This is a genomic window from Acinetobacter sp. BMW17 (assembly GCF_001592855.1).
GTDB classification, from domain to species: Bacteria; Pseudomonadota; Gammaproteobacteria; order Pseudomonadales; family Moraxellaceae; genus Acinetobacter; species Acinetobacter johnsonii.
The window spans coordinates 1-23317 of record NZ_LSOD01000020.1; the positions used below are offsets into that span (position 1 = coordinate 1).

The window sequence follows — 23317 nt, forward strand, 5'->3', positions numbered from 1 at the left end:
ACCCCGAATCAGATGTATGAGCAAACTAAAACCGAGCTAATTGCTTAACTCGGTTTGAAGTGGAATACTGTCAATCTATTTCAGGACAAGACATGCTTACGTGTAGGGCGATTGCTTAACCGACAAAGTAGCTCATAACCAATAGTTCCATTGGCTTCCGCAACATCGTCAACTAAGCGGTTTTCACCCCAGAGCTCAACCTTTGTACCGAGTTCGGCGTTTAAACCCGTCACATCGATCGCAATCATGTCCATTGCTACTCGGCCCACAACAGCTGCAGCCTGACCATTTATAGCAACATAGTTTTGCTTTGGAAATGCACGTGGGTAGCCATCACCATAACCAATCGAAACAATGGCCAGTTCAGTTTCTTGGTTTGCGACAAAATGCGAACCATAGCCCACACCTTCACCTGCTTGAATGGTATTTAATGCAATAATTTCCGCCGTGAAGGTCATAACGGGCTTTAAGTCTAAGTCGTGTGCATTTTTATCGGCAAAAGGTGATGCACCGTAAAGCATGATGCCAGGGCGAACAAAATCAAAATTAAGTTCAGGCCATTTAAAAATAGCAGCTGAGTTACAACATGAGGCTAGAATTGGTGAGCACGCTTCTTTGATGTGTAGGAATTGCACACGTTGCTGCTCATTGAGTGGGTGATCCGCATCGGCATTGGCAAAGTGCATTGCTAGGACACATGTAAAGCCTTCTGCTTTTAAAGTGTTGATGACATCAATGATTTCGGCAACTTTAAAGCCTAAACGGTTCATACCGCTATTGAGTTTTACCCATACTTTAAGCTTTTGTGCGATATACGCGGTTTTATGTGAGATTAACCAATCGACTTGTTGTTGCTGATGAACCACACACTCGATATTTTGCTCAATGACGGTTTGCATTTCATCTGCTGAGAAAACACCTTCAATCAGTGTAATCGGTTGTGTAAAGCCGAGTTCACGAATCTCTAATGCTTCTCCTAAACAGGCGACGCCAAAGGCATCGGTTTCACTTAAGGCTGCTAAACAGTCTTTGACTCCGTGTCCATAAGCATTGGCTTTGACCATGCTGACGATTTTCGCGTTTGGGGCAAGTTGTTTGACACGGTTTAAATTATATTGCAGCGCTTGGCTATCAATATAAACTGTTGCTTGACGCACCCTAATTACTCCTACAGGGTCATGGAAAGGCGACGATGAGGCTTTAATTATTCCTCATCATCGTACTGAGCATAAAACTCAGGGGATAAGTTACTAAAGCGGGTATATTGGCCTTCGAAAGCAAGTCGAACGGTACCAATAGGGCCGTTACGTTGTTTACCAATAATAATTTCGGCAGTGCCCGCTTCTTTGGACTCTTTGTTATAGACTTCGTCACGGTAAATAAACATGATTAAGTCGGCGTCCTGCTCGATCGCACCGGATTCACGTAAGTCTGACATCACGGGACGTTTGTTTGGGCGGTTCTCGAGGGAACGGTTAAGCTGCGATAGTGCAATCACAGGGCACATCATTTCTTTGGCAAGAGCTTTTAGGCTTCGTGAAATTTCTGAAATCTCACCGACACGGTTATCACCCATACCTGGTACTTTCATCAGCTGTAAGTAATCGACCATGATGCAGCCGAGTTTACCATCGTGCTGTTTGGCAATACGACGTGCGCGAGCACGAACTTCTGTAGGTGGAAGAGCAGAAGAGTCATCGATATAGAGCTTTTTCTCTTGCAGTTGCAAAATGGTGCCGGTCACTTTTGACCATTCATCGCCATCGAGTTTACCTGAACGTAAATGGCCCTGATGGACTTTCCCGTAAGATGAAATCAAACGCATGGCGATGGAGTCGGCTGGCATTTCCATGGAGTAAACCAAGGCAGGTAGGTCATTATTAAACAGCACGCTTTCCACTAAATTCATGGCAAAGGTGGTTTTACCCATCGATGGACGTGCTGCAACAATAATCAAATCACCTGCTTGCATGCCCGAGGTTTTATTGTCGAGTTCAAGAAAGCCTGTGGTTAAGCCTGTAATGCTGCCTTCCATTTGCGACAGCTCATTTAGCTTATCAAAGACATCGGCCACAACTGTATTGATGGCTTTAGGCCCTTGAGCTTTGGCGTTGTTATTGTGTTGTTCTGCCAAAGAGAAAATATTGGTTTCGGCCAAATCTAAAATTTCACTGACGTTACGACCTTTGGTGTCATAGGCATTTTGTAAAATTTCAGAGCTAACCTTGATCATGCTACGCAAAGTCGAAAATTCTTTGATCTTAGTAGCATAAGTTTCCATGTTATAGAAACTAGACGGGGAGTCTGCCATCAATTGCATCAGGTACTCTTCACCACCAACCGCATCGAGTAGGTTTTGTGTAGTGAGCCAGTCATGCACTAAAACCGCATCATAGGGTGAACTGTCTTTGGAGAGTTGCGCAATCGCGCGGAAAATATACTTATGGCGCGTCGCATAAAAGTCATTTTCAGTCAGTACATCGCCAACTTGTTCAAAGGATTCAGCAACCGTCATTAAAGCGGCAAGTACGGCTTGTTCCAATGCTAAGTTATGCGGAGGTGTACGGAATTCTTTCAGTTGCCCTGACTCATTCGGTTTATTGTCTTGTTTCGATGAGCTCTTTTGAGCAGTGGCATTCGCCTGTGACATATAACGCCCTGATTTTTAATACAGTAAGAGGGATAACTTAAGATAAATTTCACTGTAAATTTGGAAAAAATTACAGCCATTTAACTCTATGCACTTTATCAAAAAATGCAACTGCTGTGTGCTGAATTCAAGGCTTATGGATAAAACCCATAATATTCAAATTTGGCATTTTGCGGGGCAGGCTGATGAAGTTTTAAACTGAGCGAAGAAACTACTTTTTCATAGAGATAAAAAAAAGAGCATGCAAAAGCATGCTCTTTTTTTTGCAAGAAATTACTCAGATACGATAGTAACGAGAACTTCAGCAACAACATCATGGTGCAATTGGATTGCGATGTTGAATTCGCCAGTGTGACGAAGTGCACCGTTCGGTAAACGAACTTCTGCACGGTCAACTTCAAGACCAGCATTTGTTAACGCGTCAGCGATATCACGAGTACCGATAGAACCGAATAGTTTACCTTCGTCACCAGCTTTCGCAGTGATTACGATGTTAACTTCGTCTAATTGGCTAGCACGTGCTTGAGCAGCAGCTAAAACATCAGCTTCAGCTTTCTCAAGTTCAGCGCGACGAGCTTCAAAAGCAGCAGTGTTAGCTTCAGTAGCAGCTACTGCTTGACCTTGAGGGATAAGGTAGTTGCGGCCGTAACCAGCTTTAACTGAAACTTTATCGCCTAATTTACCAAGGTTTTTAATGCGTTGTAATAAGATAATATCCACAGCTCAACCTCACTTATGATTGTCAGTGTAAGGGATCAAAGACAAGTAGCGAGCTTGTTTAATAGCAAGCGCTAATTGACGTTGGTAACGAGCTTTAGTACCTGTAATACGGCTAGGAACAATCTTGCCGTTTTCAGTGATGTACTGTTTTAAAGTGTCGATATCTTTGTAGTCGATGTACGTAACGTTCTCAGCTGTAAAGCGGCAGAACTTGCGACGACGGTAAAAACGTGCCATTGATGTTCTCCTTATGCTTCAGCAGAGTCTTGAGCTTGTTGTGCTTCTTCACGTTGAGCTTTACGCGCACGTTTTTCTTCAGCACTCTTAGCCAATAGTGACTCTTCAGTGATAGCGTTCTCACGACGGATGATAAGGCTACGAATAATTGCATCGTTGTAACGGAACAATTCTTCTAACTCATCAAGAGTAGTTTGACCACACTCAACATTCATAAGAATGTAGTGAGCTTTGTGGATCTTGTTGATTGGGTAAGCCAATTGACGACGGCCCCAGTCTTCAAGACGGTGAATTTGACCTTCAGCTTCTTTGATGTGAGTTAGGTAGCGTTCTACCATACCAACGACTTGATCGCTTTGATCAGGGTGTACTAAAAGTACGATTTCGTAATGACGCATTGTCAGCTCCTTACGGTTTAAACAGCCCCTAACAAAAAAGTTGTTAGAAGCAAGGAGTCACAACCAAGGTTGTGTCGCATTAGATGCGAAGGGGGAATTTTAGAGACTTTGCTCGCCAAATTCAAGAACTTCTCTTAAAAAGCCCTAATTATTTTGAGGTTTTGAGCGTAAAAGGAAGACGACATAGCCTTTAAAGTTCGTATCATTTTCAAGCTTGGGCGGTCTATGCCACTCACCGTATTGAACAATGCCAATTTTATAAGGCAGTTTTAGTGCTGAAACTTTTTTTAGATAAGCTGCATAGTTGGGTATGGTGGTTGAACCTTGATAAGTTTGAATGACCAACTCATCGATGGTGTTATTCAGGAGGTTTAAAGTCTCCTGATTTGTCACATTGGTCCAGTCCATTAAACCCGTGGTACTGAGTTGATAGTGTTGCGGCAATTGTTTTCTTAATCGACTTAAAAGTAAGGCATATTGTTGAATATGTTTGGTTTTGGCATCGAAATCAATTTGTATGCCTTGAATATGATTCCCTGCATTTTCCCATTGCTGAACGCGTTTTAAAATTTGTGTAAGTTCTTGGCCCTGCCAGTCTAGATGATAATTACGAAAAACTAGCCACACCTTTTGCTGAGGAATTTTTAAGACGCTTACGCCTTGCGGTATAAGCTTAGAGTGATGTGTTTGGGAGTCTAAACGGATTTCACCTTGTAAAATATAAAGTTCTTTAGCCACTTTTAGGTAAGGGGCAGATGAAATATTGCCCCAAATCCAAAATGCATCATAGTCTTCGGCATTTACCGAACCAAATGTTGAAGCTGGCTGACTCGGCTGACAAGCCATGATGCTCAGCATACAGATCAACGTCATAACAACGGAAAAAATCTGCTTCAACATATAGTCTTACCAGTAATACTTTAAAGATTGTGCCCAAGAAGTACTTGGGTAGTCACGTTTAATGTGGTCGAACCATTGTTTACGGGTGGATTTTTCAACTTCTGCATCCTGACAGTCATTCATCCCGCTTGGTGAATAACACATGATTGAGCGATAAAGCGCATACGCTTTTAAATCAGGTACAGAACTGGATTTGATGATGTCCTTATACACTTGACCACGGGCAAAAATTGCACCTTGGAAGCTGGAAGTTTCTTTTTCTAAAGCGGTGACATAGCTTATGTTGTAGCCTTGAGTCGAGCGTGCATATTCGCCCAAACAAAGTCGGAGCTTTAAATCTTGAGATGAATTTTCAAGTTTTTGAGTCAGGCTGAATAAATCGGGGCATTGAATCTGTGGCGTGATTTTTGTTCCTACCCAAATGAAATCACTGAAAGGCGGTTGGTTTTTATAATTTTTATATGTTTCTGAGTCATATTTATACTTCGCGACATCTTGTGGTAGCAGTACAAAGGCTTGATTAAACAGTTTAAAGTTCTGATGCACCAATGATTTTTGCAAAGTTTTATACAAAGCTAAATTTTTTTGATCTGTACTTGATGCTTTGCTCTGTACAATTTGCATTAAGCTTTTTTCATTGGCTTCATTTTCAATAAAGCTTTTTTGCAATGAAGCTTGTTTGATTTTAGCATTTGAACCGATGAATACGTTTGCACTTTGCTGTTGAGCATAATGTGGATACAACATCAGCTCAAATAAGCCACGCTGTTCAATGGATTTTGATTGACTCAGCCAACCTTCCCAATACTGCTGCGCATTTTGAGTTTGTCCGAGTTTTTCTAAAATACGACCTTTTAACAATATTTGACTGAGTTGAAGGTAACTCTTGATTGCATTAGAGGAATGTTCTGGCAAATATTTTAAAGCTTCGGCTGGTTTGTTCTGCACAAAGAATAAGTGATTGGCTTGTAGGTATTGGAACAGTTCTGGCTGACTCTTAAATAGTGTTTTTTGGTTGTTGAGTTCAGACCAGCTTAAGACTTTATCTTCTGCCGATGTTGCCTGACGCATTTGCATTAAATCTGAAATAGCCAGAAAGAAGGGATCTTTTAGATTTTTTGGATTGAATGAGCGGCTTTGAAATACATGGCGATCCATTTCAAAGGCTAGATTATCGAGCTCTAAATTATAGTATTTGGAATCAGGGTGATTGATTTGCCATGCGAGTTCGTTGGTCAGGAGTTCGGTATTTCCACTCAGCCAATAACAACGACGTAGTAAACCGCGTGCACTTGCTGCATATTTTCCCTCAGGAAAGCGTTTGAAGTAGGTAGTGATATGCTCATACGTGTTTTTGAGTAAAGTCTGATCTACTTTATCGATTTTTAAGTCGCCATATTTACCGACACCCGACTGATAGCTTTCATTGAGGCTGCTACGAATCAACATATATTGCGATGTTTCTTTGATCCAAGGCTGATCAACCGTAGTTAATACTGAGTAAATTTTAGTAGCTGTGGAAAAGTTACTATTATAAAAGGCAATGGTTGCATTTAAATAAGACGCATACTGACGTGCTTGTATAGACCAGTTCGGATTGACTTGGATGAGGGCAAGATCACGGTCACAGGCCGAGATATTTTGTCTTTCTTGAATCAGTAAATCTTTTTCCGCGTTGCTGAGATTTTTGTCTGCTTTCACCTGCTGGGTAAATTGATCCGCACCATTGTCTAGACTACTGCAATGTTCTTGGTAGGGTGTCTTTACATTGCTTGGTTTTAATCGGGCATTCGGTCGTTTATTGGTTACGCTTTCAAACAATGTTTTAGCCGCAAATGGTACGTTGCTATATTCAGTTTCCCAAAGTGGACTATTTGGCTGATTAAAATTCAACTTGGCCAAACCCATGTCGCTTAGAAGTAAGAGCATATTGGTTTGGTTGTCATTGGCGGGCGTGAGCGCAGGCAAATTGTCACAGGCGGTATAGGCATTGGTTTGAATATTGGTCGATGGGTAGCAAGAAACATCAAAACCAGAAAAACTGTGCGTGCTATAAGCAAGAGTGATAGGGAATAGACTAATAAAAATAGATTTTTTAAAAAATTGTGATGGCATTTTCATTGCAGAGCATGAGTTATTGTTGTGTCTGCTATGGTAACAATTTAAAGACTAGACTTAAATATTGAATAAGTTGAAATAAAAAAGATAGAGAGAACTCTATCTTTTTTAAAACAGCGGCAAATGTGGAGCAGGTGAGACGTAGCTAAAACTAAAACTAAAACTTAATGCAGTAATTAAAATCACTGAATATAAGAAATAGAGTTTTGCCCAAACCTGATCATTTTCAGCTTTAAAACCAATGATTGATAAATATACCCAATAAGCACAGAGTGCGTTAAAGGTGATAAGAAAAAACATATTGGTATAGCCAAAACAATACAAACCATTTAACACCGCAGCAAACAGCAAGACATAAATCAAGCTTTCAACTTTCGTACGGAAAATTGAGCGTGCTACAGGTAAAATTGGAATGCCTGCATTTTTATAGTCGTCAAAGCGGTATACCGCAATTCCCCATGAATGAGGCATTTGCCAAAGTGCATATGCTAAAAAAAGCAACAATGCGGCAACATCAAATTCATTGGTCACAGCTGTATAGCCGATCACTGGTGGACTAGCACCAGAAATACTTCCAATCACGGTTTGGTGAATGGATGTGCGTTTGCTCCATAGACTATAAAAAACCACATAAACCACAAAACCAAGTACAGCAAAGCCAAAGGCATAAGCATTAACAAAGAACCAGAGTAGGGCGAAACCTAATATTCCAAGCGCAGCAGAAAATGCCAAAGCTACGGAAGGACTGATGGTTTTTTTAACTAATGCACGGTTCATCGTCCGTTCCATCTTTTGATCAATATCTTGATCAATGACGTTATTGACGACACAGCCAGAAGCAACAACCAGTGTTGTACCGAGTAGAGTGATGAGAAGAAGGAGGAAATCTACAGACCCCTGAGCGGCTAAAAAGAAGCCGCCCAGAGTGGTAACGAAGTTACCAAAGAGAATTCCTGGTTTAGTCAGGAATAAATACTTTTTCAACATGACGATCAGTTTAGATCATCATGTTGTAGTGTAAGTAGTTCATAATCCATACAGAGCCGACTAGAAGTACAGCAATACAAAGTACTGTATAGATAAATGCAATCACGTTCCAACGTTGCTCTGAAGATGAGTTCATGTGCAAGAAGTAAACTAATTGAACTAGAACCTGAGCAACCGCTGTAATTGCGATAACCGCCATAACAATACCGCGACCAAAACCACCAGCCATTACCATACCGAATGGAATTACGGTTAGGATAACTGAAAGGATAAAGCCGATCGTGTATTGCTTGGTGTTACCGTGTGAAGCACCAGCTGAGTTATGATCGTGACTCATTATAGAACTCCCATCAAGTAAACTACGCTGAATACACAGATCCAAACGATGTCAAGGAAGTGCCAGAACAAGCTTAGGCAAGCAAGACGACGTGTGTTTGGAAGAGTCAAACCATTTTTCTTGATCTGAATCATCAAAATGATCATCCATACCAAACCTGAAGTTACGTGAATACCGTGCGTACCTACTAAAGTAAAGAACGACGATAAAAACGCACTTACGCTTGGACCGTGGCCAGCATGAACTAAGTGATTAAACTCATATAGTTCCATGCCGATGAATGAAGCACCGAATAACCAAGTGATCGCTAACCAAGTTAAAACTTGGTTGACGTTCTTTTTGTATGCAGCAAGAACCGCAAAACCAAAAGTTACAGAAGAGATCAAGAGAGCGAAAGTTTCAGTTAAAACGAAACCTAAAGACTCACCGAATAATTCTTTTGCACTTGGTGTGCCCATAGGCACATGGCTACTTAAAACAGCGAATGCAATGAAGAGTGTACCGAATAGAATCAAGTCACTCATCAAATAAGTCCAAAAACCAAAGACGGTGATGTCAGTATCATCGTGGTGATGATGCTCATCGTGTCCGTGGTTTTCGTGATGAAGTACGTCAGCCATTGTCTTAGTCCTTCTTCAAATGTTTTTCAAGAATCGCGTAACGTTCATTTTCAATACGCTCAACTTCAGCAGCAGGAACATAGTAGTCCACTTTCTTCGTAAACGAAGACGCGATGAAGCTGATAATAGCAGCGATGAACATTACAACAACTAACCACCAGATATGCCAGATTAAACCAAAGCCCATAACAGTAATGAACATGGCAATCACAACACCAGCAGCACGATTCGTTGGCATATGAATGTCTTCGTATGAAGTAGGTTTCGCATACGCTACGCCATTCTCTTTGTCATTCCAGAACGTATCAATACCATTGATTGTTGGAAGGTGAGCAAAGTTGTAGAACGGAGCAGGAGACGAAGTCGCCCATTCAAGTGTACGACCATCCCATGGATCGCCTGTAAGGTCGAGGTTGTCGTTGCGTTGTAAGTAACCAACAACAATCTGCATAACGAAACATGCAATACCAATCGCGACTAACACAGAACCGAAGAATGCAATAGCAATGTACGGATCCCATTCAGGGTTGTCATATGTATTCAAACGACGAGTCATACCCATGAAACCAAGGATATAAAGTGGCATGAATGCAAAGTAGAAACCGAAGAACCAGAACCAGAACGCAGCTTTACCCCATGCTTCATTAAGCTTCCAACCAAACATTTTCGGCCAGTAGAAAATGATGCCGGCAAACATACCAAACACCACACCACCGATAATTACGTTATGGAAGTGAGCAATCAAGAACAATGAGTTGTGTACAAGGAAGTCCGCAGGTGGAACAGCCATTAATACACCAGTTAAACCGCCAATACCGAATGTTACAAGGAAGCCAAGCGTCCATAACATAGGAGTAGTGAAGGTAATACGACCCTTATACATCGTGAATAACCAAGAGAAGATTTTCACACCAGTAGGAATCGCAATAACCATGGTCATGATACCGAAGAACGCATTCACGTTCGCACCAGCACCCATGGTGAAGAAGTGGTGAAGCCATACTACGAACGCAAGTACTGTGATCGCAATTGTTGCATACACCATTGATTTGTAACCGAACAACGTTTTACGAGAGAACGTTGAAACAACTTCAGAGTAAATACCAAATGCTGGTAATACTAAGATGTAAACTTCTGGGTGACCCCATGTCCAAATCAAGTTTACATACAACATTGGGCTACCACCCATGTCATTTGTAAAGAAGTGGAAACCGAAGTAACGGTCAAGCGTTAACATCGCAATTGTTGCTGTTAACACTGGGAATGACGCAATGATCAATACAGCTGTACACAAAGATGTCCAAGTAAAGATCGGCATGTCCATAAGTGACATACCAGGCGCGCGCATTTTAATGATGGTAACGAAGAAGTTAACACCCGTTAATAGCGTACCTAAACCTGAAATCTGAAGTGCCCAGATATAGTAGTCCACACCCACGCCTGGAGAGTATTCGATACCTGAAAGAGGAGGATAAGCCATCCAACCTGTTGCAGCGAATTCACCAATTGCAAGAGATGCCATCATTAAGCCTGCAGCACCAGCAAATAGCCAGAAGCTTAGAGAGTTTAATAATGGGAAGGCAACGTCACGTGCACCAATTTGAAGTGGTACAGAGATGTTCATTAAGCCAACAACTAGACCCATTGCTACGAAGAAGATCATGATTACACCGTGTGCGGTGAAGATCTGATCGTAGTGTTCTGGGTGTAAATAACCTTCACCGCCACCTTTTGCAAGGAACAGTTGAAGACGCATCATAATCGCATCGGCGAAACCACGCAAAAGCATGATGATCGATACGAAAAGATACATGATACCAATTTTTTTATGGTCGACTGATGTGAACCATTCGTTCCACAAGTAGCCCCATTTTTTAAAGTAGGTAATACCAGCAACAACTGCGATACCACCTAAGATCATCATTGCAACTGTGACCAGTACAATTGGATCGTGCGGAATAACGTCCGGACCTAACTTACCTAAGAAGCTCATGTCTTATTCCCCTACAACTGATGAAGCAGGTTCAACAGCGGCATGTGCTTCAGATGAAGCAGCCCCGTGAGCACCCGCAGTCGCTGAGTGATCAGCACCGTGATAGTTGCTCATATATTTGCTGATGACTGACTTAAACAAGCCTTCCTCTACAGAAGAGTAGTAAGTCACAGGGTGTGGCTTAGTTGGATAAGGCTTCATTGCCTCAGCAGCAGCCTTCTCTTCAGGAGTTTTTGCTTTTGAAATCAAAACTTCAATTTGGTGTTTACCACGGTTACCGTCACGTAAAGACTCAAATTCAGCTTGATCTAAAATTGTTTTTTGTACAGCTTTAGGATTAATGCTTGTACCGTTACCTGCTTTAACTGCAGCAACCCATTCAGCGAATTGAGCGTCAGTTACAGAGTGAGCACGGAAGCGCATTTGCGAGAAGCCGTAGCCTGAATAGTTCGAAGAGAAACCGCGGTAGCCTTCAGCTGGGCTAGTTCCATCTGCTAACAAATTCAAGTGCGTTTGCATGCCTGCCATTGCATAAATTTGACCACCTAACGCAGGGATGAAGAAAGAGTTCATCGTGAAGTTAGAGGTAATTTTAAGTGCAACTGGAGTTTTTTCAGGGAAACGAATTTCGTTAACCGTCGCAATGTTAAGATCAGGGTAAATGAAGATCCATTTAAACTGTTCTGCAATGACTTGAATATTTACAGGTGCTTTATCAGATTCGAGTGGGCGGTAAGGGTCATACTTGTGTGAACCCCACCAAGTTAACCAAGCCAGAATACCAATAATAATGACAGGAATACCCCAAACTACAATTTCAATTGCAGTAGAGTGTGCCCATGTAGGTTTATAGTCTGCATCTTTATTCGACGCGCGATATTTCCAACCAAACCATAATGCCATTACGACTGATGGAATAACCACCAATAGCATTAAATAGATCGCAGTCATCATTAAGTCAGATTGACCTTGTGCAACTGGACCTTTTGAGTTTAGAAGTACCATATCACCACCACACCCAGTTAAGAGCGCGGCGATCGCAGATAAAGACAATACAGCTAAAATCGTTTGTCTCATTTTACAACCTCGGTGAAGAGTCCCATTCCCTAATAAAATTGGGATAGCGATTAAAGTGTCGCATGATTGAAAAGTTTCTTTTTAAGTCTAAAAACACTTCTCAATCATAAGACACCGCTACGTTGTAGGGCATTATGCCTCATATCGACAAACTAAGCTATACGTAAAGATGCTTTAAATGACTGTTATAAAAACCGATTTTTTCACTCGGAATTTTATAATTTCTTTATGGATTTATTTTGAATATCAATAAACTGCGGAAAACTGAGGTGCGCCAAACCTCAGCTTAAATATGGTCAAATTACTGCTTAATGACCTTGGTTTTTGCCAGCTTATCGTGCAAAGTTTGACGCTTTGCAGTTAAACCAAAGACGTGATCGATGATAGTAATAAACGGCATGAACAGCATATTGAGCACAATAAAGACAACACTGCGTAATGTGAATACACGTAAAAGGCTGACTTTTTCGTTCGTTTCCACGTCTACAATTTTAATTTTGGTGATTTTTTTACCAATGCTTTGGCCACTTTTAGCTAAGAAAAAGGCCTGGATACCCAGCATAATCAGTAGGTAAATTCCCATGGTGGTCCATGCTTCAGTAGGAATCAAACTGAACAGTTGTGCTTGCAGTTCACTGGCCTGAGTTGCTGTAGTAGCCGCTTGCATTTTTTGCTGAATTTCAGTCAGTTCACCAAACTGGTTAGCTTGTAAAAAGAACGAGGGAATCGCAGCGGCAGGGAGCCAAAGAAGTAAATCAATGACTTTGGCTAAAACGCGTGTGCCTATTGATGCTAGTTCAGGTTGAACAACTTTCGCTGCTGTACGGTTTGGCTGTGAAAATTGATTTGGCGTATGCATTGGCTCAGGAATAGGGGGTTGAGGCTGATAACCTACAGGTTCATACGCCAGTTTTCCTTGGGTGAGTTCACCTAAAGCTTTCCATTCAGGCATACCTTGATGCCAAACTAAATCCGTCAATAAAACTTGTTGGCTTGTGAGCATCTGATTCAACTGCTCTAAGGTATATGGACCGGCTTGTTGATTATTTCGTGCCAAGTAAATCTGCATATAAACTTAATCTCAAAATATAAATTGGGATATTTAAATAATAAATGTATTTGTTTCAGATGAAAAACAAATAAAAAATCTATGATAAAACATGCGGATAGTCTAGAGAATTTCAAGCTGAAATTAACCAAAACTACACAAAATGCAGGACAGTGTAACAAGGATTATGCTGCTTCTTCTAGCTTTATCGCAATGCGATCTTTTCTCAATCAAGATGTTGATGTATGAATGCCAAACTTAGTCTAAATTTTTGTATCAATATGCTTGTTTTAATGCGGATACGTTGAAAGAGTGGTGATAAAAAAAGACCCATAAAAGGGTCTTTTTTATCGGATCAAAAAGTTAAGCTTTTTGAACTTTTTCTTCAGCAAGGAAGAACCAAGTGTCTAATACTGAGTCAGGGTTAAGTGATACAGATTCGATACCTTGTTCCATCAGCCATTGCGCAAGATCTGGATGATCTGATGGACCTTGACCACAGATACCCACATATTTACCTGCTTTACGGCACGCATGAATTGCCATAGAAAGAAGTGCTTTTACGGCTGGATCACGTTCATCAAATAAGTGAGACACAATACCAGAGTCACGGTCTAGACCAAGTGTTAACTGGGTTAAGTCGTTTGAGCCAATAGAGAAGCCATCGAAGTGTTCAAGGAACTGTTCAGCCAATAATGCATTCGTTGGTAACTCACACATCATGATCACTTTCAGACCATTTTCACCACGTTTCAAACCGTTTAACGCCAATAATTCAATTACACGTTTTGCTTCATGTACAGTACGTACGAAAGGAATCATGATTTGAATATTGGTTAAGCCCATTTCGTCACGTGCTTTTTTCAACGCGCGGCATTCTAATTCGAAGCAGTCACGGAAGTTGTCAGACACATAACGGCTTGCACCACGGAAGCCCAACATTGGGTTTTCTTCTTCAGGCTCGTATAATTTACCACCGATCAAGTTTGCATATTCATTTGACTTAAAGTCAGACATACGAACGATCACAGGTTTGTCTGCAAATGCGGCAGCAAGGGTAGAAATACCTTCAACCAGTTTTTCAACATAGAACTCGATTGGCGATGCATAACCCGCTGTACGTGCCATCACTGCAGCACGAGTTTCACGTGGCAAGCTGTCAATGTTCAACAATGCTTTAGGGTGGACACCGATCATACGGTTAATGATGAACTCAAGACGTGCAAGACCAATCCCTTCATTTGGAATTTGTGCAAAGTCAAATGCGCGGTCAGGGTTACCGACGTTCATCATCACTTTGAATGGAAGCTCTGGCATCGATTCGATTGAGTTGGTTTGAATCTCGAAATCTAAAGAGCCTTCGTAGATGAAACCTGTATCACCTTCTGCACATGAAACAGTTACTTCTTGGCCGTCTACTAGAACTTCAGTTGCATTACCACAACCGACAATTGCTGGAACACCCAGTTCACGTGCAATAATCGCTGCGTGACAAGTACGACCACCACGGTTAGTGACAATTGCCGCAGCACGTTTCATCACTGGTTCCCAGTCTGGGTCAGTCATGTCAGAAACCAGTACGTCACCGTCTTGTACTTTGTCCATTTCTTTAATAGATGTAACAATACGGACTTTACCAGAACCGATACGTTGACCGATTGAACGACCTTCACAAATGACCGTACCTTTTTGTTTTAATAGGTAGCGTTCCATAGTGCCGACATTTTCACGGCTCTTCACAGTTTCAGGGCGCGCTTGAACTATATAAATTTGACCGTCATCGCCATCTTTTGCCCACTCGATGTCCATTGGAGAACCATAATGGTTTTCAATGATCAGCGCTTGTTTTGCAAGTTCTTGTAGTTCGTGGTCGTTTAATGCGAATTGTTGACGCTCTTGTTTTTCAACATCAACCACAACAACTGATTTACCTGCAGAAGCTTCTTCGCCATAAATCATTTTTTGGTGTTTAGAACCCAGATTACGACGGAGGACAGCGTGCTTGCCTGCATTTAAAAGGGGTTTAGAGAGGTAGAATTCGTCAGGGTTTACTGCACCTTGAACAACCATTTCCCCCAAACCATACGATGCAGTGATGAATACTACGTCACGGAAACCTGATTCAGTGTCGAGTGTAAACATTACACCTGCCGCACCAGTTTCAGAGCGGACCATACGCTGAACACCAGCAGATAAAGCCACAACATCATGCGCAAAATTTTGGTGTACGCGGTAAGAAATTGCACGGTCGTTATACAGTGATGCAAATACTTCTTTGATCGCGATCAATACGTTGTCGATACCGCGAATGTTTAAGAAGGTTTCTTGTTGACCTGCAAAAGAAGCATCTGGTAAATCTTCTGCTGTCGCTGAAGAACGAACGGCAACCGCGATGTCTGGGTTGCCGTTTGAAAGCTCTGCAAATGCTTTACGAACTTCTTGTTCGAGTTCTGCCGTAAGTGGGGTATCTACGATCCATTGGCGAATTTTCGCGCCTGTTTCAGCAAGAGCATTTACATCATCAACATTGAGGACTTTTAACTCTGCATTGATTTTAGCGTTTAGGCCACTTTGCTCGAGAAATTCACGATATGCTTGAGCTGTAGTAGCAAAGCCACCTGGTACAGATACACCTGCATTTGATAGGTGGCTGATCATTTCACCTAAAGATGAGTTTTTCCCACCTACAAGTTCAACGTCGTGTTTCCCTAATTTTTCTAGACCAATTACGCGCGCTTCCAAAGTTGTTACTCCACTTTTGCAGTATTTAATCACTATCTTGGCATCAGATTATAACAAATCTACTTAGCTTTTTGATTTTACTAAGCGACAGTCATGTAAGATCGGTTTACTATAAAGATTATATAGCACTAAGACAAATTTTTGAGGAGAATTTTAATGTCAGGAAGTAAACAATTTAAGCGGAGTGTTTTTTTTGTATCAGATGGTACTGCAATTACCGCTGAAACCCTTGGGCACTCGCTATTGGCGCAGTTTCCAAATGTTGACTTTGACATTCATATTATTCCTTATATTAGCTCTGAAGAAGCTGCTACAAATGTCGTTGCTGAGATCAATTTAAGGGCGCAACAAGACGGACAAAAGCCACTGGTTTTTGATACTTTAGTCGACCCGTACGTGCGTGACATTATTAATACTGCAAATGCTATAAATCTTGATGTATTTGAAGGGCTTATTAGTAAACTATCTGAAGAGTTAGGAACACCACCTACAACTTTAGTCGGACAGACCCATGCGGTGACCGATTCGGAGTCTTATAAAGCACGTATTGATGCGGTGCATTTTGCTTTAGATAACGATGATGGTGCACGTACACGCCACTATGACAAGGCCGATCTGATTCTGATTGGGGTGTCACGTTCGGGTAAAACGCCGACGTCAATTTATTTGTCATTACAGTTTGGGATTCGTGTAGCAAACTATCCATTGACCGAAGAAGACTTGGATGACAACCGTTTACCTGCGGTACTTCGCGCGCATAAACAGAAGCTTTTTGGTTTGATGATTGATGCTGAACGTCTTGTTGCTATTCGCTCTGAACGTAAAGCCAATAGCCGTTATGCAAGCTTCAGCCAGTGTCAAATGGAGCTTCGTGCAATTGAAGGGATTTATATCTCTGAAGGGATTAAATACTTAAATGTCTCGGAAATGTCGATTGAAGAAATTTCAACTCGTGTACTGCAAATGACGGGTTTAAAACGTCGCATTGGTTGATATTGTCATTACATTATAAAGCGTCATATTGATGATGCTTTATAATGTCGATCAATATAAAAATATAGATTATATCAAATGAAAATAATATCAAAATGCCTATTAGGTGTATTTTGTTTTGCTCATTTTAATATGGCTTTATATGCGCAAAATATATCAATTCAACAGGCTGAGCAGGCGATTGATCAAAAATATGCAGCGCTAGATTTTTATGCAGTGAATCAACAGATCGAAAATGATGTGGTTGATTTAATCCGTGGAAATGCAGAAAGTTATGCTTATTCTTTCCCCAAATTGACTGAAAATCTTAGACTAAAGATTAATGCCTCACCGGACCAACTGCTTAAATTCTATACCTTTGATGTAGGCGGTGGCGGTACTATGGGTGAATTTTCATCCTAGGTGCAGATGAAATCGAGCAAATCCACTAAACTTCAGCCTTTAGAAACAGGCTATATTTTAAAGATTGATCAAGTGAAATGGGGTGCACAGCCGATTTATCTGATTCAAAGTTATTACAAAGGCGATAGTTGTCACGGTCTCTATCAAATTCAAGCCTTTAAAATGCACGCCCAAGCTTTGACAGCAACACCAGTTTTTCAGACCAAGAGCAAGCAACTAAGTTTGATTGAAGTAGATTATGACTGTCATTATGACGAAGAGCAGCGCGGTTCATATATTCGTGTTTCAAAAGACTTAAACAAGATTGATATCACTTTATTGGATCAAAACAGTCGACCGACTGGAACGTACTTACGTTATCAGCGTTCAAATACAGGCTATCGGTATACAGGTGTGACGAAATAAACAACGGGTAAGTAGGGAAACTTACCCTATATGGTTAATGGCTATAGGTGGTAATGATCACATCGACGGGATATTCAGCTCCATCTAAACTTTGAATATCATGTTCTCGAATTTTGACTATTGGCCAAGTGATTAGCTTACAGTTGTCGCGCTGTAAGGCATGATAATAATGATCGGACTTAAAAAATTTAAGTTTATCGGCAGCGGAGTTAGGTTTGAGTTGGTGTCTAAGCCATGGGTCTTGAACTTGGGTTTCTAAGAAGCGTAAAGCCAGTAGGCATTTGATACGTGTGTTAAATAGGCGTCGGTTCTTAATAACCAGTGGATGTTGAATTAAGCGCTGAATTCCACGCTCTGTTTTTGGCAAGATAAATTGTGGCGCATTTTGAAAAACATAGACCGATTGAGCGACCTGACAAATCGATTCAAGGGCAGTCACTGTATGCTGGTTGGTACCAATAATTGCGACACGTTGTTCAGTAAAAGCATGTTGTTTAATTTCTGATGCGGTAATCAATTGCCCTTTAAAATGCTGAAAATATTCGGGATGGTTTTGAAATAAACCAGATACGTTGTCTGTTGAATGCAAATTGACCATGCTTGATCCTTAATTGTTTTTTATCGTCTTTCCTTAATTTATTATTTTTAGTGCTTTTGCTCTAAAAAGGCAAAGTGATAAATTGTCTGAGCAGTCACGCTAACTTTAGTCTAGACATAGCAGCAGTTTTTGCAGAGTTTTGAGGATTTTTTAGGTATCGGCTGAGATTTTAGTTATTCATTTATGCACGTCGCCTTATGGGTATGTATTAATACGCATAAGGCGATTAACTTCATTTGTACTTAGCTATTTTTGATCTGCATGAGACGTTCAAAATTTTCTAAACGTTTGTCCGTGTCATAGATGTCACAGGTGAAAATGAACTCATCGACATCATATTCTAAAAGAAGCTGTTTCAAGCCTTCTTTCACCGTGCCATTGGAGCCGATTTGCGCCATGGCATAAAAACTGTCTACTGACATTTTTTCCGCAGGTGACCATAGACCGTCCATGCTGGCAATTGGTGCTTTTAACTTTAAACTTTGACCGCGCATGAGACCTAAAACCCGTTGATAGGCACTGGTCGCTAGATATTCAGCTTCGGCATCGGTTTCAGCAACGACCGTCGGGACACCCATAGACACATAAGGTTTGGATAAGTACTCAGAGGGTTCAAAGTTTTCACGATAGAGCTGAATCGCTTGTTTTAGCATGCGCGGTGCAAAGTGTGATGCAAAAGAGTAGGGAAGCCCTAGTTTTGCAGCCAGTTGTGCACTAAATAAGCTTGAACCAAGTAGCCATACAGGCACATGTGTCCCTTGCCCCGGAGTTGCAATGATACGCTGATTTGGCTCAGCGTCCTTAAAGTAATGCAGAATTTCTAAGACATCTTGTGGGAATTGATCTTCAGTTTCTTGACGGCCACGGCGAAGTGCGCGCATGGTCACTTGGTCTGTACCTGGTGCTCGACCTAAACCTAATTCAATCCGGTTTGGATAGAGTGTTGCAAGTGTACCGAATTGCTCCGCTACGATCAGTGGGGCATGGTTTGGGAGCATGATACCGCCAGAGCCCACTTTTAAGGTTGAGGTATTTGCGAGTAAATAGCCGAGTAGCACCGCAGTTGCAGAGCTGGCAATACCATCCATATTATGATGTTCTGCAAGCCAAAGTCGGCTATAGCCTAAACGCTCAGCTTGTTGGGCCAATTTTAAGCTATGCTGTAGAGTGAGTTGTACAGTTTGATCTTCGCGGACAGGAGCTAATTCTAGAATAGAAAATTGAGTCTCGGACAACGTGCGCATTCTACTTCTCAGTTTTGTTTTATATATCGAAATAATACGATATAAGTGCCATCTTGTATATCGATTTTATTCGATATTCTGATTGTTTTATAGTAAAGTATTGATTTAAAAATGAAACAAAATTTATATTCAACATCGTTGAACAGCACCAGCCACATATACGTTTAAAACCAAAGTGGTAAGCTGCTGCATTCAGTAGAAACGATGCAGTGTCTTTTTTGAGTGTCGGTTGTGAGATAAATAAAAAGCACCCGAAGGTGCTTTTTATTTGAAAATATTTTATAGGTGCTTAACGTTTCCCGTTTTTGTACCAGCCCAAGTGACGGCCATTGTCACCACGATAGTCGCGACCATTATATTTATAATTGCTGTTACGGTAGTCGCGGCTGTCATAACGACGATCATAACGGTCATCGTAACGGCGGTCATATTCATCATCGTAACGACGGTCTTCAGAGACTTTTTTACCCAGAACTGCACCACCCGCTGAACCTAGACCTGCACCAATATACCCACCATTGGTACCGCCCATGTTTTTACCTACGGTATAACCACCTGCACCACCGAGTGCTCCACCAATGATTGCACCATTACGGTCACGTTTGTTGGCTGAAGCAGCTGCACCTGCACCACCACCAATGGCAGAACCAATCATCGCGCCTGTTTGCCCACCCATTTGGTTACCAATCGCGGCACCGACAACACCACCTAATGCAGACGTTAGTGCAGTATTGGTTGTATTACCTGCATATGTTGTGGTCATCGTTAATGCAGAAGCTGCAATTACGGTACTCATTAAAATTGATTTAATTTTCATTTTTAAACTCCTAAGAGCATGTCTATTTTGTCTTGATTTCACTTTAGCGAAACAAGTTGGAAGAATAATGAAGAGAAATTTTATCGAAACTGTTGCTTTGGTAAGTGCTGTGTAACGGCTCTTCGTATTTTCTACCAGTTTGGCTGATGTGTTGTTGCGTCTAAATCTGTGCCATAAAAAAGCACCCGAAGGTGCTTTCAATGACATCTTTACGATGCAGCTAATTAATGGTGTTTATGTTTTTTCTTCCATTTTTTACCATGGTAAGAGTCATACTGTTTATCTTTTGAGATTTTGTTGCCGAGTGCTGCACCGCCCGCTGCACCTAATGCAGAACCCACGTACCCACCATTGGTTCCGCCCATGCTTTTACCTACGGTATAGCCCGCACCACCACCGATCGCACCGCCAATAGCAGATTCAGTACGATGACGTTTGTCACTTGCAACTGCTGCACCACCTGCACCACCGAGTGCTGCACCGATGGTTGCACCAGTTGTGCCGCCCATGTTTTTACCAATCGCTGTCCCTGCAACACTACCTAAAGCACTGACTGCTGCAACGCGAGTTGTGCTGTCTGCATATGCAGTTGCAGTAAACATAGATGCCGTTGCTAATGTTGCTGACATTAAGAGTGTATTAAGTTTCATGTGTTTCTCCATGTCCAACATTAGTTGAACTGTCTTACTTTTTTCGATGTGGCTAATGTAACAAAAAGATTCCAGTTAATTGTGGAGAGTTAAAACTAAATTGAAACCCGTTGGTTTCTTGTTTGTATCAGTTTTATTACAAATGTGAATAAGCAGAATGAAATTTATCCAAAATCATGCAAATGTGGATAAACCTAGGAGTGATGCAGTTCACACTCTGAATTTTGAGCTGAAATGGCCTATTTAAAAGATGTATATAAAATAAGTTGTTTTGCATTTTTTGAACGTAAGTAAGCGCATAAACACGCATTAAAAGTGTATCAATTCACTGCGATGCATAAAGTATACGTCGCTCAGGATTGAATAAAGATGTTCTTTGCGTGATAGAGCCGTTAAACTAAGCGCAAATTTTTTGGTGCTGTGAAACTGTATTGCAGCCTTTATATTGAGATATTTTCCTAATGAAAGAATCGTTACGTTTACGATTAGATCAACTTTCTGACCGTCACGAAGAATTAACAGCATTACTTGCAGATGTAGAAGTCATTTCGGATAACAAACGCTTTCGTCAGTTGTCACGCGAACATAGCGATTTAAGCGAAATCACAGAAGTGTGGACCAAGTACAAACAAGCTGAAGCAGACATTGAAACGGCTGAAGCGATGCTGTCAGATCCTGATTTTAAGGAAATGGCTGTTGAAGAAATTAAAGAAAATAAAGCCATTATTGCGTCTTTAGAAGCTGATTTAAATATCTTAATGATTCCGAAAGATCCAAATGATGCGAACTCTGCATATTTGGAAATTCGAGCGGGAACAGGCGGTGATGAAGCCGCTATTTTCTCGGGTGACTTATACCGCATGTATACCAAGTACGCTGAATCACAAGGCTGGCGTATTGAAGTGTTGTCTGAAAATGAAGGCGAACACGGTGGTTATAAAGAAATCATTTGTTTGGTGAATGGTGAAGGCGTTTACGGTCGCTTGAAGTTTGAAAGTGGCGCGCACCGTGTACAACGTGTACCTGCAACAGAGTCTCAGGGTCGTGTACATACTTCGGCGTGTACCGTTGCGATTTTGCCTGAAATTGATGTCGATACAACGGTCGAGATTAATGCATCAGACTTACGTATTGATACCTACCGTGCCTCAGGTGCGGGTGGTCAGCACATCAACAAAACCGATTCAGCTGTGCGTATTACTCATATTCCAACAGGAACCGTGGTGGAATGTCAGGAAGAGCGTTCGCAGCATAAGAACAAAGCCAAAGCGATGGCTTTACTTGCTTCACGCTTGGAAAATGCAAAACGTGCAGCAGCTGATGCAGCAACTTCTGAAATGCGCCGTGACTTGGTTGGCTCGGGCGATCGTTCAGAACGTATCCGTACCTATAACTACCCGCAAGGTCGTATGACCGATCACCGTATTAACTTAACTTTATACAAGTTAGACGCGGTTATGGAAGGTGATTTAACTGAACTATTAGATAGCTTACATCGTGAATATCAAGCAGATCAGCTTGCGATGCTTGCACAGCAGAATGGTGGATAATGAATATTGCCCAAGCTTTGGCTTTACGTGGTGAAGCCGAGAGTTACGAACGTCAAGAGAACGCATGGTTGCTGGAACACATTACCAAAATTGATTCTTTTGATTTGGTTATGAAAAAAGATCAAGTGCTGACCGATGAACAAGAGCAAGCCTATGTTGCTGCCTTGGCGCGAATTGAAGCAGGTGAACCTTTGGCCTATGTGACAGGTTCACAGCCGTTTTGGACATTGGATCTGATTGTCACTCCTGACACCTTAGTGCCACGTCCAGATACCGAAGTATTGGTTGAAACTGTACTACGTTTAGACTTACCTGAAGATGCCCGCATTGTCGATTTAGGTACGGGGACGGGTGCGGTTGCGCTTTCATTGGCCAGTGAACGGGACACATGGGACATCACGGCTACCGATATTTATGAGCCAACTTTAGCCGTGGCGCAGCAAAATGCAGAAAAGCATGACTTAAATGATGTGACTTTTGTGTGTGGAAGTTGGTTTGCACCGCTAAATCGAAAGTTTTTTGATGTGATTGTTTCGAATCCACCGTACATCGATGCCGATGACGCCCACATGCAAGACTTAGCAACTGAGCCTGAACGTGCTCTAGTTGCTGCGGATCATGGTTTGGCTGATTTAAAAGTCATTATCCAGCAAGGTAAAAAGCATTTAACTCTTGATGGCTGGGTGGTACTTGAGCATGGTTATGATCAAGCTGACGCTGTACAGAAAATCTTTAAAGAAGCGGGCTATAAACAAGTCCGTACGGTGAAAGATTATGGTGGAAATGACCGCGTTACTTTAGGGCAGTGGACACAATAATTTCATTGTTTCC

21 protein-coding genes and 1 pseudogene are annotated in these 23317 nt (G+C 41.5%); 4 read left to right on the forward strand and 18 right to left on the reverse strand.

The features are described from left to right. Positions 1–80: 80 nt before the first annotated feature. The 14 genes from alr to ppsA all read right to left on the reverse strand — a co-directional run bounded on the left by alr (position 81) and on the right by ppsA (position 15827). Positions 81–1157 (reverse strand): alanine racemase, encoded by a 1077-nt coding sequence (gene alr / locus AXW61_RS05190; RefSeq protein WP_062032986.1) that lies wholly within the window; start codon positions 1155–1157, stop codon positions 81–83. A 47-nt stretch (positions 1158–1204) separates the two neighbouring features. Then, positions 1205–2650: a replicative DNA helicase gene (dnaB, locus tag AXW61_RS05195; protein ID WP_004696432.1), complete on the reverse strand. Its 1446-nt coding sequence runs from the start codon at positions 2648–2650 to the stop codon at positions 1205–1207. Positions 2651–2923: 273 nt separating this feature from the next. Continuing rightward, positions 2924–3370: a 50S ribosomal protein L9 gene (rplI, locus tag AXW61_RS05200; RefSeq protein ID WP_004696433.1), complete on the reverse strand. Its 447-nt coding sequence runs from the start codon at positions 3368–3370 to the stop codon at positions 2924–2926. A gap of 9 nt (positions 3371–3379) precedes the next feature. Further along, complete coding sequence (rpsR, locus tag AXW61_RS05205) at positions 3380–3607, reverse strand: 30S ribosomal protein S18 (RefSeq protein ID WP_004278792.1); 228 nt, start codon at positions 3605–3607, stop codon at positions 3380–3382. Positions 3608–3618: 11 nt separating this feature from the next. Then, complete coding sequence (rpsF, locus tag AXW61_RS05210; protein WP_004696436.1) at positions 3619–4005, reverse strand: 30S ribosomal protein S6; 387 nt, start codon at positions 4003–4005, stop codon at positions 3619–3621. A gap of 144 nt (positions 4006–4149) precedes the next feature. Beyond that, positions 4150–4905, reverse strand: a complete 756-nt coding sequence (locus tag AXW61_RS05215) for a DUF3142 domain-containing protein (protein WP_062032989.1) — start codon at positions 4903–4905, stop codon at positions 4150–4152. Between the two features lie 6 nt (positions 4906–4911). Then, positions 4912–7020 carry a hypothetical protein gene (locus tag AXW61_RS05220; RefSeq protein ID WP_155858663.1) on the reverse strand — a complete coding sequence of 703 codons (2109 nt, stop codon included), beginning with the start codon at positions 7018–7020 and terminating at the stop codon, positions 4912–4914. Positions 7021–7131: 111 nt separating this feature from the next. Continuing rightward, entirely contained in the window at positions 7132–8010 is an 879-nt protein-coding gene (gene cyoE, locus AXW61_RS05225) for a heme o synthase (RefSeq protein ID WP_062032994.1), read from the reverse strand. 10 nt (positions 8011–8020) lie between these two features. Further along, on the reverse strand, positions 8021–8350 hold the full coding sequence (locus AXW61_RS05230) for a cytochrome o ubiquinol oxidase subunit IV (protein WP_026056475.1): 330 nt from the start codon (positions 8348–8350) through the stop codon (positions 8021–8023). Beyond that, entirely contained in the window at positions 8347–8967 is a 621-nt protein-coding gene (cyoC, locus tag AXW61_RS05235; RefSeq protein WP_004696446.1) for a cytochrome o ubiquinol oxidase subunit III, read from the reverse strand. Before cyoC ends, AXW61_RS05230 begins: the two co-directional genes overlap by 4 nt. 4 nt (positions 8968–8971) lie before the next feature. Further along, a complete protein-coding gene (gene cyoB / locus AXW61_RS05240) occupies positions 8972–10960 on the reverse strand; it encodes a cytochrome o ubiquinol oxidase subunit I (RefSeq protein ID WP_004982033.1) in 1989 nt (662 codons plus the stop codon). A 3-nt stretch (positions 10961–10963) separates the two neighbouring features. After that, complete coding sequence (gene cyoA / locus AXW61_RS05245; RefSeq protein WP_004696450.1) at positions 10964–12037, reverse strand: ubiquinol oxidase subunit II; 1074 nt, start codon at positions 12035–12037, stop codon at positions 10964–10966. A gap of 301 nt (positions 12038–12338) precedes the next feature. Then, complete coding sequence (locus AXW61_RS05250; RefSeq protein WP_062032997.1) at positions 12339–13106, reverse strand: RDD family protein; 768 nt, start codon at positions 13104–13106, stop codon at positions 12339–12341. Between the two features lie 342 nt (positions 13107–13448). Beyond that, positions 13449–15827 (reverse strand): phosphoenolpyruvate synthase, encoded by a 2379-nt coding sequence (ppsA, locus tag AXW61_RS05255; protein ID WP_062033001.1) that lies wholly within the window; start codon positions 15825–15827, stop codon positions 13449–13451. A 156-nt stretch (positions 15828–15983) separates the two neighbouring features. Between ppsA and AXW61_RS05260 the strand changes: the two genes are divergently transcribed. Both AXW61_RS05260 and AXW61_RS17915 read left to right on the forward strand, forming a co-directional pair. Next, a complete protein-coding gene (locus AXW61_RS05260) occupies positions 15984–16820 on the forward strand; it encodes a pyruvate, water dikinase regulatory protein (RefSeq protein ID WP_005400687.1) in 837 nt (278 codons plus the stop codon). Between the two features lie 132 nt (positions 16821–16952). Then, positions 16953–17627: pseudogene (locus tag AXW61_RS17915) on the forward strand (hypothetical protein). A 34-nt stretch (positions 17628–17661) separates the two neighbouring features. Here the strand turns inward: AXW61_RS17915 and AXW61_RS05270 are convergent. The 4 genes from AXW61_RS05270 to AXW61_RS05285 all read right to left on the reverse strand — a co-directional run bounded on the left by AXW61_RS05270 (position 17662) and on the right by AXW61_RS05285 (position 20936). Then, the gene (locus AXW61_RS05270; protein ID WP_010327032.1) at positions 17662–18225 is read right to left on the reverse strand and encodes a hypothetical protein; all 564 of its coding nucleotides are present in this window, start codon (positions 18223–18225) and stop codon (positions 17662–17664) included. 242 nt (positions 18226–18467) lie between these two features. Then, a complete protein-coding gene (locus AXW61_RS05275) occupies positions 18468–19469 on the reverse strand; it encodes an LLM class flavin-dependent oxidoreductase (RefSeq protein ID WP_004696463.1) in 1002 nt (333 codons plus the stop codon). Between the two features lie 289 nt (positions 19470–19758). Then, entirely contained in the window at positions 19759–20286 is a 528-nt protein-coding gene (locus AXW61_RS05280; protein WP_062033004.1) for a hypothetical protein, read from the reverse strand. Positions 20287–20510: 224 nt separating this feature from the next. Continuing rightward, positions 20511–20936, reverse strand: a complete 426-nt coding sequence (locus AXW61_RS05285) for a hypothetical protein (RefSeq protein ID WP_062033007.1) — start codon at positions 20934–20936, stop codon at positions 20511–20513. Positions 20937–21397: 461 nt separating this feature from the next. On the opposite strand from AXW61_RS05285, the gene prfA reads away from it, so the two are divergent. Both prfA and prmC read left to right on the forward strand, forming a co-directional pair. Beyond that, positions 21398–22486, forward strand: coding sequence for a peptide chain release factor 1 (gene prfA / locus AXW61_RS05290; RefSeq protein ID WP_004982013.1), 1089 nt, complete (start codon positions 21398–21400; stop codon positions 22484–22486). Then, on the forward strand, positions 22486–23304 hold the full coding sequence (gene prmC / locus AXW61_RS05295; RefSeq protein WP_062033010.1) for a peptide chain release factor N(5)-glutamine methyltransferase: 819 nt from the start codon (positions 22486–22488) through the stop codon (positions 23302–23304). The genes prfA and prmC overlap by 1 nt, the downstream gene beginning before the upstream one ends. Positions 23305–23317 lie beyond the last annotated feature (13 nt).